This window comes from Streptomyces sp. NRRL WC-3626 (assembly GCF_000718785.1).
GTDB classification, from domain to species: Bacteria; Actinomycetota; Actinomycetes; order Streptomycetales; family Streptomycetaceae; genus Streptomyces; species Streptomyces edwardsiae.
The window spans coordinates 509980-522258 of sequence record NZ_JOCA01000001.1 but is presented as its reverse complement, the minus strand read 5'-3'; the positions used below and the strand labels follow the sequence as shown (position 1 = coordinate 522258).

Genomic DNA, 12279 nt, shown 5'->3' with positions numbered 1-12279 from the left:
CCCGATGACGACATTCACCACCGGCACCGACACCCTCACCCGGGACGCGCTCGCCGTACTGCAGCCGGGCTTCGCCGGCACCACCGCGCCCGACTGGATCCTCCGCCGGCTCTCCGAGGGCCTCGCCTCCGTCGCCCTCTTCGGCCGCAACGTCGCCACCGCCGAGCAGGTCACCGCCCTCACCGCCCAACTGCGCGCCGAGCGGGACGACCTGCTGGTCGCCATCGACGAGGAGTCCGGCGACGTCACCCGCCTGGAGGTCCGTACCGGCTCCTCCTTCCCCGGCAACCACGCCCTCGGCGCGGTCGACGACACCGGCCTGACCCGTGGCGTCGCCCGCGAACTGGGCCGCCGGCTCGCCGAATGCGGTGTCAACTTCAACTGGGCCCCGTCCGCGGACGTCAACGCCAACCCGGACAACCCGGTGATCGGCGTACGGTCCTTCGGCGGCGACACCGCCCTGGTCGCCCGGCACACCGCCGCCTACGTCGAAGGCCTGCAGTCGACCGGCGTCGCCGCCTGCACCAAGCACTTCCCCGGGCACGGCGACACCAGCGTCGACTCGCACCACGCGATCCCGCACATCGACCTCGACGCCACCACGCTGCACGAGCGTGAACTCCAGCCGTTCCGGGCGGCGATCGCGGCCGGCACCCGCGCCGTCATGAGCGCGCACATCCGCGTCCCGGTCCTCGACCCGGACCGCCCGGCCACGCTCTCCCGCCGCATCCTCACCGATCTGCTGCGCGGCGAACTCGGCTACGAGGGCCTCATCGTCACCGACGGCATGGAGATGCGCGCCATCTCCGGCACGTACGGCCTCGAACACGGGGTGGTCCTCGCCATCGCGGCCGGCGCCGACGCGATCTGCGTGGGCGGCGGACTGTGCGACGAGGGCACCGTCCAGAGTCTCCAGGACGCCCTGGTCGGCGCCGTACGCTCCGGTGAACTCCCCGAGGAGCGGCTCGCCGACGCGGCCGCGCGGGTGCGTGCGCTGGCCGACTGGACCGCGGGCGTACGGCGCTCCCCGGCCGCGGCCGTCGCACCCGAACCCGGGATCGGCCTCACCGCGGCCCGCCGCGCGGTGACCGTCACCCGCGCCGCGGGCTCCGCCCCGGTGACGGGACCGGTGTACGTGGCCACCTTCAACCCGGCCCCGAACATCGCCGTCGGCGACGAGACGCCGTGGGGTGTCGCAGCGGAGCTGGAGCGGCTGCTGCCGGGCACGGTCACCGGGTCCTTCACGGGTCCCGGCGCCGGCGAGCAGGCGCTGGAGGCCGCGGCGGGGCGGCGCGTCGTCGCCGTGGTCCGTGACGAACACCGGCACGCGTGGATGCGTACGGCCGTGGACACCCTGCTCGCCGCCGACCCCTCCACGGTGGTCGTGGAGATGGGCGTACCGCAGTCACCGCCGCGGGGCGCCGCGCACATCGCGACGTACGGGGCGGCACGGGTGTGCGGGGTGGCCGGAGCGGAGGCGGTCGTGGCGGGTTAGGAGACCGTCAGGGGTGGATCTTCCCTCCCTCGGCGAGCATGGCGACGAACTTCTCGATCCGGGCCGCGCGGGTCCCGGGGCGCTTGGCCTCCTGGATCCGGTGCAGGATCGCGTAGCGGTTGCGGCTGTCGAGGGTGCCGAAGAAGTCGGCGGCTTCCGGTGTCGCGTCCAGCGCGGCCCGGAGGTCGTCGGGGACGGTCGCCGTGCTCTGGCTCGCGTAGGCGGCCTCCCAGCGGCCGTCCGCCCGGGCACGCTCGACCTCGCGGAGGCCGGCGGGGCGCATACGGCCGCGCTCGATCAGATCGAGGGCCTTCTGCCGGTTGACCGCGGACCAGCGGCTGCGCGCGCGGCGCGGGGTGAAGCGCTGGATCCAGTGAGTGTCGTCGAGCCCCTTCTTGTGGCCGTCGATCCACCCGTAGCAGAGCGCGGACTCGAGCGCGGTCGGGTAGTCGACCCCGGTGATCCCGGACCCCTTCCTGGGAATCCGCAACCACACCCCGTCGACGTCCCCCTGATGCTCCTCGAGCCACGCCTCCCACTCGGCCTGCGTCCCGAAGCCGAGCACCGGCCCTGCGATCCCGCTCACGTCACCAGCCATACGCCTATGCAACCGGCCCGGCCGGCGGGGGTCAACGAGGTTCTTCGCCCCTGCCGCCCCCAGCTGACTCCAGCCCCTCCGGCGTTTGAGGAGCGGGGGTCCGGGGGCAGCGCCCCCGGGGGACGGGAACGGGAAGGGGCGGCGGGGGCGAAAAACCCCCACACAGCCCACCCCCCCCGCCCCCCACGATGGCGGAGCGTGTCATATTGGGCCGATCGGGTGACCATGCGTAAGAATTGCCCGATGCAGACAGCCAGCACCACAGGGGACGGAGCATGCCGGTGAACAGCCACGATGTCACCGACGAACAGTGGCAGGGCCTGGCCCAGGTCGTCCCCCTGAGAGGCCGAGACGCCTGGCCGTCCGCCGTGACCCACCGCGCCCTCCCCGAAGCGGAGACAGAGGCCCGCCGCCGCTTCGTGGTCCTGCGCGTCAACGTCTTCGCCGACGCCCGGGACGTGGCCGAGACCCTGATGTCCGGCATACCGGTCCTCCTCGATCTCACCGGCGCGGAATCCGAAACCGCCAAACGCGTCCTCGACTTCAGCACGGGCGTCGTCTTCGGCCTCGCCAGCGGCATGCACCGGGTCGACCGCAACGTCTTCCTGCTCACCCCCGCCGGCACCGAGGTCACGGGCCTGATGGAGGGCCTGGGAAGCCCGGGAGCCTGAGCACGTCCTCCGATCGTGGGACGGGACGCCAAGCGGAACGGTTCGCCTCACCCCCGGCCCCGTAGCGTCCCGCCCATGACCACGGCCCCACCGCACCGCAGCAGCCGCCCCACGCTTCCGCGCGTCACCGAACTGCGGCTGTCCGCCTTCGCCACCCATCGCGCCGCCCGCCTCCCCCTCGGCCCGCTCACCCTGCTCACCGGCCCCAGCGGAAGCGGCAAGACCAGCGCGTTACGGGCGTACGAGGCCCTCGCCCGCCTAGGCGGCGGCGCCGAACTGGGCGAGGCGTTCCCGGAACCCGGCGCCTGCGTCCCGGAGCGGGCCCGCGCCGACGCCCAGCGCCGCCGCGGCTTCCGCATCGGCTGTACGGCCGACGGACCCGAGGGGCCCGTCCGGCTGGAGGTCGCCGTACAGGCCGAACCCGCGCTGCGGATCGCGGGGGAGCGGCTCACCGCGGACGGGACGACCCTGCTGGAGACCGCCCTGCGCGACCCCGGCCGGCGCACCGTGCAGGCGGCCTGGCACACGGCGGGGGCCGCGCCGGTGACCCGTGCCCCGCTGCCCGACGACCGGCTCGGCACCGCGCTGCTGCCGCTGCGCGTCGCCGGCAAGACCCCCGGACAGCGCAGGGTGCTCGCCGCCGCCGAGCAGATGGTCGTCGCCCTGCGCTCCGTCTTCCCCTGCGACCCCCGCCCCGAGCGGATGCGCGGCCCCGTCCCGGCCGGCACCGGCCGGCTGCTCGGCGGCTGCGACAACCTCGCCGACGTCCTGTGGCGCACCCGGGCCGAGTGCGGACGCCGGCACGCCCTGCTCGTCGAGGCGGTGCGCGCGGGATGCGCCGGCCCCGTGACCGACCTGCTCGCCGAGCCGTACGACGCCGGTCGCCTGGTCCGCGCCCTCCTCGACCGGGGCGACGGCAGCCGCACGGAACTGCGCCGCCTCGGCGACGGCGAACTCCGGTACACCGCCCTTGCCCTGGTGCTGCTCACCGGCCCCGGTGTGCTGGAGGTCGACGCGCCCGGCGAGGTCCCCGCCGCGCTCCAGACCCTCACGGTCCTCGCCGACGAGCTCGACCGGGCGCTCGATCCGGCACAGCGGGGCGAACTGCTGCGGCTGGCGGCGCGGATGTGCGAGCGCGGGCACATCCGGCTGATGGGGGCGTCGAGCGACGCCTCCTGGGCGGCGGGGGTGAGCGGAGTGACGGTGGTACACCTGAACCGTGACTGATCCCCACGACCTCGCCGCACTCCGGCTCCGGCTCGCCGAATTCGCCGCCGCCCGGAACTGGCAGCCGTACCACACCCCGAAGAACCTCGCCGCCGCGCTCAGCGTGGAGGCGTCCGAACTCCTGGAGATCTTCCAGTGGTTGACGCCGGAGGAATCGGCCCGTGTCCTGGACGACCCGGACACCGCGCACCGCGTCCACGACGAGGTCGCCGATGTCCTCGCGTATCTCCTCCAGTTCTGCGAGGTGCTGGGCGTCGACCCACTGGAAGCACTGTCCGCGAAGATCGACCGCAACGAGCGAAGGTTCCCGGCGGACACCCCGAATGGCTACTCTGAGTAACAATCAATCGAAATCCACCCATGTCATTGTCCGAAGATTTCGGTCTTCCACTGGCTTCTAGTATCAGATGCCTTAACTCTGGGTAGTGAACTAGGGAGTTCAACGGATGCGGACGCGTGGGCAGCGCGTCGGACAGACGGGGGCAGCGCATGGACGCTGTGCGGCTCATCGTGACGAGCAGACGCGCCCTGGCCGTGAGCGGCGACGTACGGGAACTGCGGACGGAGGTGTGGCAGGCGCAGGCTCTGGCGCAGGCGATAGGGAGCCGCCTCGCCGTCGCCGGGCCGCCCGAACTGAGAGGTGAGGCACTGGGGCTGACCGAACTGGCGGGCCGCGGCTGCGGAGTACTGGGCACACCGGAACTGGCCCCGGGAGAACTGCGCGCGGCCCACCTCACCGAACTGGGCGACCCCCGCCCGGTCCTGCTGCACCTGGGCGGTCTGCTGGGCGAGGTGGGCATCGTCCTGGTGGGCCTGGCCTGCTCGGCCGAGGACGAGTCGACCTACTGGCAATGCATGGAAGCCATAGACGCGGCGGACGAAGCCCGAGACAGAACCCGGCACATGCTGCACACCCTGACAACCCGAGAACGAGAACCCAGCTGACGCACGCCAAGCCCGCCCACACGCCACCACCAATCCCCGGCACCCGCGCCGCAGGGCGGCGGTCCCACCCCCGCCGGCTCCCTCCGTTCCCGCCGGCTCCCTCCGTTCCCGCGGGCAATCGTGCCGCAGGGCGGCACGGGTGGGCGCGACGGCACCCCGCGAGCGCCGGGCTGCGCAACCTCCCCCGGCCCGCCCCCTGGGCGCCGCGCCGCGCAACACCCCCGCCGCCCCGCCCCACGAACCCCGCCCCGCGCACAACCGTGCAGGATGGACCCATGGACCTCCGCATCTTCACCGAGCCCCAGCAAGGCGCCACCTACGACACCCTCCTCACCGTGGCCAAAGCCACAGAATCCCTCGGCTTCGACGCCTTCTTCCGCTCGGACCACTACCTCGCCATGGGCGACAGCACCGGCCTCCCCGGCCCCACGGACGCCTGGATCACCCTCGCCGGCCTCGCCCGCGAAACCTCCCGCATCCGCCTCGGCACCCTCATGACCGCCGCCACCTTCCGCCTCCCCGGCGTCCTCGCCATCCAGGTCGCCCAGGTCGACCAGATGTCCGGCGGCCGCGTCGAACTCGGCCTCGGAGCGGGATGGTTCGAGGAGGAGCACAAGGCGTACGGCATCCCCTTCCCCAAGGAGAAGTTCGCCCGCCTGGAGGAGCAGCTGGAGATCGTCACCGGCCTGTGGGCCACGGGGACGGGCCAGACCTTCGACCACCACGGCACCCACTACGACCTCACCGACTCCCCGGCGCTCCCCAAGCCCGCCCAGCCCAAGGTCCCGGTCCTCATCGGCGGCCACGGCGCCACCCGCACCCCGCGCCTCGCGGCCCGCTACGCGGACGAGTTCAACATGCCCTTCGCCTCCGTCGAGGACACCGCACGCCAGTTCGGCCGGGTCCGCGACGCCGCGAAGGAGGCCGGCCGCGACCCGGGCGACCTCGTCTACTCCAACGCGCTCGTCGCCTGCGTCGGCAAGGACGACCAGGAGGTCGCCCGCCGCGCCGCGGCGATCGGCCGCGAGGCCGACGAACTCAGGACCAACGGCCTGGCGGGCTCCCCGGCCGAGGTCGTCGACAAGATCGGCCGCTACGCCGAGACCGGCTCCACCCGCTTCTACCTCCAGATCCTCGACCTGCACGACCTCGACCACCTGGAACTGATCTCCGCCGAGGTCCAGTCCCAGCTGTCGTAGCGCGTCGCACCCCCACGCACGGGACCCGGGGCCGCCCGTCCCCACACGACGGCGGCCCCGCCCCATGCCCACCCCACCCGAAATTCCCGGAACACCCCCGACCGTTCCCGGTACGTTGGCACCACACGCCCGAATCCGGCGCGTATCCCCAGCTCAGAAGGTATTTCGAGGTGTAACCACCGTGTTCCTGACGATCAGTACCACCGGCTCCGCGGAGCGCCCCGCGACCGACCTCGGTTTCCTGCTGCACAAGCATCCCGAGAAGGCGCAGGCGTTCTCCACGTCCTACGGCACGGCCCACGTCCTCTATCCCGAGGCGGACGCCGAGCGCTGCACGGCGGCGCTGCTGCTGGAGGTGGACGCGGTGGCACTGGTCCGGCGCGGCAAGGGCAAGGGCCGTGGCGGCGCCCCCGACGCGGCACTCGCGCAGTACGTCAACGACCGCCCGTACGCGGCGTCCTCCCTGCTCGCCGTCGCGCTCAGCGCGGTCTTCTCCAGCGCGATGCGCGGCGCCTGCGCCGCCCGCCCGGAGCTGCCCGCGCAGCCGCGCCCCCTGCGCGTGGAGGTGCCCGCGCTCCCCGCGCGCGGCGGCCCCGGACTCGTCCGCCGGCTCTTCGAGCCGCTCGGCTGGACCGTCACCGCCGAACCCGTCCCGCTGGACACCGAGTTTCCCGACTGGGGCGACTCCAGGTACGTACGCCTCACCCTCGAAGCGGACACCCTCACCCTCGCCGAGGCCCTGCGCCACCTGTACGTCCTGCTCCCCGTCCTGGACGACGCCAAGCACTACTGGGTCTCCCCGGACGAGGTGGACAAGCTGCTGCGCGCCGGCGAGGGCTGGCTGCCCGCGCACCCGGAGCAGAAGCTGATCACCAGCCGTTACCTCTCCCGCCGCTGGTCGCTGACCCGGCAGGCCATGGAGCGCCTCGAACTGGTCCGGCTGGCCGAGGCCGACGACAGCGACGTCGAGGAGATCGACAACGCCGTCGCCGACGAGACCGACACCGAGGAGAAGCCCACCCCGCTCGCCGTGCGGCGCCGGGAGGCGATCCTCACCGCGCTCCGCGCCGCCGGCGCCGCCCGGGTGCTCGACCTCGGCTGCGGCCAGGGCCAGCTCGTCCAGGCGCTGCTCAAGGACCCGTCCTTCACCGAGATCGTCGGCGTCGACGTGTCGATGCGCGCGCTCACCATCGCCTCCCGCCGGCTCAAACTGGACCGGATGGGGGAGCGGCAGGCCTCACGCGTCCAGCTCTTCCAGGGATCGCTGGCCTACACCGACAAGCGCCTGAGGGGCTACGACGCCGCCGTGCTCAGCGAGGTGATCGAGCACCTCGACCTGCCCAGGCTGCCCGCCCTGGAGTACGCCGTCTTCGGCGCCGCCCGCCCCCGTACGGTCCTGGTGACCACCCCCAACGTCGAGTACAACGTCCGCTGGGAGACCCTGCCGGCCGGCCATGTCCGGCACGGCGACCACCGCTTCGAGTGGACCCGCGACGAGTTCCGCGCCTGGGCCGCCGCGTGTGGCGGAACGGCACGGCTACGACGTCGCTTTCGTACCCGTGGGACCGGACGACCCCGAGGTCGGACCGCCCACCCAGATGGCCGTGTTCACGGCCGGCACCGTGAAGGAGGCGAAGGCCGCATGACCACCACCGGGACCCCGCAGCCGCGAGTCCGTACCCTGCCCGTCACCGACCTCTCCCTCGTGGTGCTCGTCGGCGCCTCCGGCTCGGGCAAGTCGACCTTCGCCCGCCGCCACTTCAAGCCGACCGAGGTGATCTCCTCCGACTTCTGCCGGGGCCTGGTCGCCGACGACGAGAACGACCAGAGCGCGTCCCGCGACGCCTTCGACGTGCTGCACTACATCGCCGGCAAGCGGCTGGCCGCCGGCCGCCGCACCGTCGTCGACGCGACCAACGTCCAGCAGGACGGCCGGCGGCAGCTCATCGAACTGGCCAGGGCACACGACGTACTGCCCATCGCCGTCGTCCTCGACGTACCCGAGCAGGTGTGCGCCGAACGCAACGCGGCCCGCACCGACCGGGCCGACATGCCCCGCCGGGTCATCCAGCGCCACACCCGCGAACTCCGCCGCTCCCTGCGCCACTTGGAACGCGAGGGCTTTCGCAAGGTGCACGTCCTGCGCGGAGTCGAGGAGGTCGAGCACGCCACCGTCGTCACCGAGAAGCGCTTCAACGACCTCACCCACCTCACCGGCCCCTTCGACATCATCGGCGACATCCACGGCTGCTCGTCGGAACTCGAGGCACTGCTGGCGAAGTTGGGCTACGCCGACGGCGTGCACCCCGACGGCCGTACCGCCGTGTTCGTCGGCGACCTGGTCGACCGCGGCCCGGACAGCCCCGCCGTGCTGCGCCGGGTGATGACCATGGTCACAGCCGTTTCCCGGGGCATCATTCCGTTCCGGATCATGGTCGCCGCGTAGAAGGCCACGGACGGCCCTCCCGCTGCACAGAAGACCGCCCCGGGGCCCGAGTGCCCGGGGCGGTCTTCTGTGTCCAGGGAGAGCGACGGAGACCCCACGGCGGGCCCACCCCGGCCCGATCCCGCCATTCCGGGGGATCGCTGTACAGACCGGTACGTTCCGGCCTTATGATCCTCGCCATGACGACACAGAACCCCAACCGCCCTTGCCTGTGCGGTAGTTACTCGTTCGAGGTGCTCATTCACGAGAACGTCGGCGGCGACAAGGTGTGGCAGCAGAAGACCACCGGGTGCGACGCCACGACTCAGAGCACGTTCGCACCGGGCCATGACGCCAAGCTCAAGTCACTGCTCATTGCCGCCGGAGTGGGCGGCCACCGCGTCCGCGAGGTCGCCCGCGACACGGTGGTAACCAAGGACGCGGCGCGGGTGGCCGCCGAGCTGGGGTGGGAAGACATCGTCCGCGAGGCCATCGCCAAGGGGACCCGTTAGCCCCGGCGCAGCTCACCCGGCGTGCCCTCGCCCCGGCAGCGGTAGCACTCGCAGAGCGGCCACCGCGCATCGAGCAGCGGCAGATTCGGCATGGTGTCGATCGACCATTCCCGTGCGCTGACCTCGTGCATCTCCTTGGTGGCGGCGTCGTACTTGAGAACCCGAATGCTCAGCCCCGTCATGGTGACCCCCTCATCGCATTGACCAGGACTTATCGCGCCTATCGCGTGATCGAGTGTACGCGTGCTCTGGTACTCGCGGTAGCACACCGTAGTGAGTGTTCGTATGTTCGCGACATGGGTGATCTTGAGCTGGACCGCAGCCGACCGATCTGGAAGCAGATCAGCGAAGATCTGGCACGCCGGATCGACGCGGGGAGTGGGCTGGCGAGCGGCTACCGGGCCTGGTCGAGCTGTCGACGCGGTACGGCGTCGCGGTGTCCACGATCCAGAAGGCGATCACTCACCTGAAGACCACCGGGCGCGTCCGCGTCGAGCTTGGACTGGGCACGTGGCCGGTGCCTCCGGCCGAACGTCAGCAGGGTTAGACAGCCCGCGCCCCGGGACGGGGTACGGGAGACCACGAGAGCCGCCCCCACGGCCAGACGCCGGGGGGCGGCTCTCTGTGCGTCCGGAGGTACCGTCCCGGGCCGCGACGACCTATGCGGCGGCGGGCGGCTCCTGCTCGTCGTCCGCCAGGACCGTCACAGGGGGCGGCGGCTCCTCGGTGTCGTCGGGCTTGGGGGCCTCGTCGTGCTTCTTCTTGAAGCGTTCCCATTCATCGCGCACCTGTCCGGCGGACCTGATCACGTCCGGGACCTGGTCGAGCAACCCCTTCGTGGTGAAGAGGCAGATCGAAGCCACGCCAGCGACGGCGAGAATGAAGAGGATGGCAGTGCCGTCCACCGATCCTTAGCCCTTCTGTCGTGGGCCGGATCGGTGGGTCTGCGCGCAGGCAGCCTCGATCCGAACCCTACGGTTCGGACCGAGACACCTGCGCTGGATGCACTAGGCACAAAGTGTTCTCGGAGCGAGCTGGCACTGTGCCAGCCCAAGTCTTTTCGCTCTTCGGCAGCCAAGCCCCGTCTTCCCAGCTTGGTGCATCCAAGCCCCCTTCTTTGTCGGACCAAAGAGGGCTCGCCAGCTCGGACGGGGCTCGTCCTGGCACCTCGGTGCCGAGCACCGAAGTTGTCCAGGTAAGAAGGGGCAACTTTCATCCCTCCTGCGTCAATGATAGCGCAGACCGACAAGCGGCACGGTGGTTGAGAACACAAGTGGTCCGGGAGACACACGACTTGTGCGAGCTGACGGAGCGTCGGGTCAGCGGGCCGGCTCACGTTGGCGTGTTGGAAGATCCGTCAGCGACGGAGCCGCCACCGTTGTTCAGTGCGCAGGGTCGATGCATCGCGCAGAGCATCGAACAGGCGCCCTTCGGCCTGCTCCCATTCCCGGGATCTGTGTTCGGCCAGAGCCCAGGCTGCTTCGATGAGTACTTGTGCGCCCTCCGGCTCTGATGAGTTGGCCAACCTGTCGACTTCGTGCTGATAGCTGGCCACGGCCACCACGAAACCGATGATGGTCTTGCCCCACTCCTTGTGAGCTTCAGAGATCGCGCGGGGGGCGTAAAGCGCCACTCTCGTTTCGAGCAGGCGTACCGGCTCCTGAGGTCGGCCGGGGTCCCAGTCGTCCGGCAGTCGTCTGCTGCTCAAGACCATGGGGCGTGCGCGGCTGCGAGCAAAGGCGAACCGGTGGATCTCCTCCAGCGCATCGGCTCGGCGTTCCCACAGCCTGTGCTCACGTTCCCGGGCGTTGGTCGCTCGCTGGGTCAGCACTGACGCAGCGAGCGAAGCGACGGCCCCGATCACGGTGCCAATGAGTCCGGCCACAACCGGTGTGATCGTCATTGCGGCAGCGTAGGCACGGGCGGGACGCCACGCAGGTGAATCGGGCGAAGCCCCGGAGAGCCGTCGTGGCCTCCGGGGCTCCTGCACGTTCACAGCACGCCGAGCGCTGACAGCACTACCACGGCCAGCGTCAGCGAACCCCCGAACACGCCGCCGCCAAAGATCACCGACTTGCGCTTGGGCGTTCCCGGGTCGTGATTGAGGAGGGCTGCCAGCCCTCCGACGATGACGGAGAACAGGGCGCAGATGACGACGATCAGCACCTTGACGCCGAGAGAGAGATTCAACGGTCCGATTACCTTCCCGGTGATCGGACCTGTGGCGCGCAGACCTCAGCCCGACCACCACGTGTATACGTGTGATCAAGCTGAGGCCATGCCGACGTACAGGACTCAGAGTCGGACGGGTCAGGACCGCCTGCGGTGACCCTGCAACACCTACCTAAGTCGTGAAAGGACGTGGACGGACTGGGGTAACCCCACGCCCTGCCGAAGACGTCGGACTTCGGCCCACGGTTTCAGATCTCGTTAGCGGGAAGCGCCAACTGTACCGGATGAGAGGGGCGTTGATGGCATGCCGAATGTGCAGTGCTTCCCCTGGCTCTCCCGGGACCTCGTGCTGGCGGGGACGGCCGGACGCCCCGGGCGGGTACGAGAGGCCGCCGGAGACCCCACGGAAGCCCGGGACGATATATGCCCGCGCCCGCAGGCCGCGCCGCCGGACGGCCGGGCGTCATGTTGAGACCCCGGACGCTCGCCGGCCATAACCTCCCGTGCTTGGCGATAACGTCTCGTGACAGCCGCGGAGAGGGTTGGCGACCCCCGGCCGAGGGTGCCCGCTGACACTCTCCACCTTGCCTATAACGCAAGGTCAGACGGGGCTTGTGGCGCTAGGAAATCCCGTGTTCTGCTAGGAGCACGCCGGGCGGCACAGCCCCCGGTCAGGGCCCCGCTTCGGCGGTGCGGCCCCAAGTTCCCCGCCGTGTTCGGCACTCCCGACCGCATCTCTGATGGGAACTGCCGTGCAGACACGCACTTTCGACCCTGCTGCGCTGCGCCAGCGTCGCCAGGCCCGTGGCCTGAGCCAGACGAAGCTGGCCGCTCAGATCGGCCTTAACAGCCGGGCCCTGTCGCTGTTCGAGAACGGCCACTGCGGGCCCTCGGTGACGACGCTGGCCGCCATCGCCGACGCCCTGGGCGCGTCCATGGACGACTTCATGACCCGCGCCGACCGCGAGGAGGTGTCGGCGTGATGGAGATCCCCAAGGACGCCCGACAGCTCACCGAAGCGGAGCGCCGACGCCT

Annotated in this window: 15 protein-coding genes and 1 pseudogene; 11 read left to right on the top strand and 5 right to left on the bottom strand. The window is 71.1% G+C overall.

Features of this window, described 5'->3' with window-relative positions; genetic code table 11:
• Positions 1 to 4 precede the first annotated feature (4 nt).
• Positions 5 to 1495: a glycoside hydrolase family 3 protein gene (locus tag IF28_RS0102255; RefSeq protein WP_030212988.1), complete on the top strand. Its 1491-nt coding sequence runs from the start codon at positions 5 to 7 to the stop codon at positions 1493 to 1495.
• A 7-nt stretch (positions 1496 to 1502) separates the two neighbouring features.
• Here the strand turns inward: IF28_RS0102255 and IF28_RS0102250 are convergent, their stop codons facing one another.
• Positions 1503 to 2093 (bottom strand): YdeI/OmpD-associated family protein, encoded by a 591-nt coding sequence (locus tag IF28_RS0102250; protein ID WP_030212986.1) that lies wholly within the window; start codon positions 2091 to 2093, stop codon positions 1503 to 1505.
• Between the two features lie 275 nt (positions 2094 to 2368).
• On the opposite strand from IF28_RS0102250, the gene IF28_RS0102245 reads away from it, so the two are divergent.
• The 8 genes and pseudogenes from IF28_RS0102245 (at position 2369) to IF28_RS0102210 (ending at position 9072) form a co-directional block, all read left to right on the top strand.
• Positions 2369 to 2764: a cell division protein SepF gene (locus IF28_RS0102245; protein WP_030212985.1), complete on the top strand. Its 396-nt coding sequence runs from the start codon at positions 2369 to 2371 to the stop codon at positions 2762 to 2764.
• A 75-nt stretch (positions 2765 to 2839) separates the two neighbouring features.
• A complete protein-coding gene (locus IF28_RS0102240; protein WP_051713574.1) occupies positions 2840 to 3991 on the top strand; it encodes an ABC transporter ATP-binding protein in 1152 nt (383 codons plus the stop codon).
• Positions 3984 to 4331, top strand: a complete 348-nt coding sequence (locus tag IF28_RS0102235; RefSeq protein WP_030212983.1) for a nucleotide pyrophosphohydrolase — start codon at positions 3984 to 3986, stop codon at positions 4329 to 4331. Before IF28_RS0102240 ends, IF28_RS0102235 begins: the two co-directional genes overlap by 8 nt.
• A gap of 149 nt (positions 4332 to 4480) precedes the next feature.
• Positions 4481 to 4936 (top strand): DUF6099 family protein, encoded by a 456-nt coding sequence (locus IF28_RS0102230; RefSeq protein ID WP_030212982.1) that lies wholly within the window; start codon positions 4481 to 4483, stop codon positions 4934 to 4936.
• 275 nt (positions 4937 to 5211) lie between these two features.
• Entirely contained in the window at positions 5212 to 6135 is a 924-nt protein-coding gene (locus IF28_RS0102225; protein ID WP_030212981.1) for an LLM class F420-dependent oxidoreductase, read from the top strand.
• Positions 6136 to 6316: 181 nt separating this feature from the next.
• Positions 6317 to 7781: pseudogene (locus IF28_RS35980) on the top strand (3' terminal RNA ribose 2'-O-methyltransferase Hen1).
• Entirely contained in the window at positions 7778 to 8581 is an 804-nt protein-coding gene (locus tag IF28_RS0102215) for an AAA family ATPase (RefSeq protein ID WP_030212979.1), read from the top strand. The pseudogene IF28_RS35980 and the gene IF28_RS0102215 overlap by 4 nt, the downstream one beginning before the upstream one ends.
• Positions 8582 to 8760: 179 nt before the next feature.
• On the top strand, positions 8761 to 9072 hold the full coding sequence (locus tag IF28_RS0102210; RefSeq protein WP_106981973.1) for a hypothetical protein: 312 nt from the start codon (positions 8761 to 8763) through the stop codon (positions 9070 to 9072).
• Here the strand turns inward: IF28_RS0102210 and IF28_RS0102205 are convergent.
• On the bottom strand, positions 9069 to 9254 hold the full coding sequence (locus tag IF28_RS0102205) for a hypothetical protein (protein ID WP_030212972.1): 186 nt from the start codon (positions 9252 to 9254) through the stop codon (positions 9069 to 9071). The two genes, IF28_RS0102210 and IF28_RS0102205, sit on opposite strands and share 4 nt — an antisense overlap.
• Positions 9255 to 9508: 254 nt before the next feature.
• Here IF28_RS0102205 and IF28_RS39655 point away from each other — a divergent pair, with 254 nt between their 5' ends.
• Positions 9509 to 9619 carry a hypothetical protein gene (locus IF28_RS39655; protein ID WP_234324830.1) on the top strand — a complete coding sequence of 37 codons (111 nt, stop codon included), beginning with the start codon at positions 9509 to 9511 and terminating at the stop codon, positions 9617 to 9619.
• A gap of 112 nt (positions 9620 to 9731) precedes the next feature.
• Here the strand turns inward: IF28_RS39655 and IF28_RS0102200 are convergent, their stop codons facing one another.
• The 3 genes from IF28_RS0102200 to IF28_RS0102190 form a co-directional block, all read right to left on the bottom strand.
• Positions 9732 to 9977 carry a hypothetical protein gene (locus IF28_RS0102200; protein ID WP_030212969.1) on the bottom strand — a complete coding sequence of 82 codons (246 nt, stop codon included), beginning with the start codon at positions 9975 to 9977 and terminating at the stop codon, positions 9732 to 9734.
• Positions 9978 to 10429: 452 nt separating this feature from the next.
• Positions 10430 to 10975, bottom strand: a complete 546-nt coding sequence (locus IF28_RS36865; RefSeq protein WP_158713636.1) for a hypothetical protein — start codon at positions 10973 to 10975, stop codon at positions 10430 to 10432.
• Positions 10976 to 11064: 89 nt separating this feature from the next.
• Complete coding sequence (locus tag IF28_RS0102190; protein WP_030212966.1) at positions 11065 to 11262, bottom strand: hypothetical protein; 198 nt, start codon at positions 11260 to 11262, stop codon at positions 11065 to 11067.
• A 734-nt stretch (positions 11263 to 11996) separates the two neighbouring features.
• Here IF28_RS0102190 and IF28_RS0102185 point away from each other — a divergent pair.
• Positions 11997 to 12227: a helix-turn-helix domain-containing protein gene (locus tag IF28_RS0102185; RefSeq protein ID WP_106981959.1), complete on the top strand. Its 231-nt coding sequence runs from the start codon at positions 11997 to 11999 to the stop codon at positions 12225 to 12227.
• Positions 12228 to 12279: the final 52 nt, after the last annotated feature.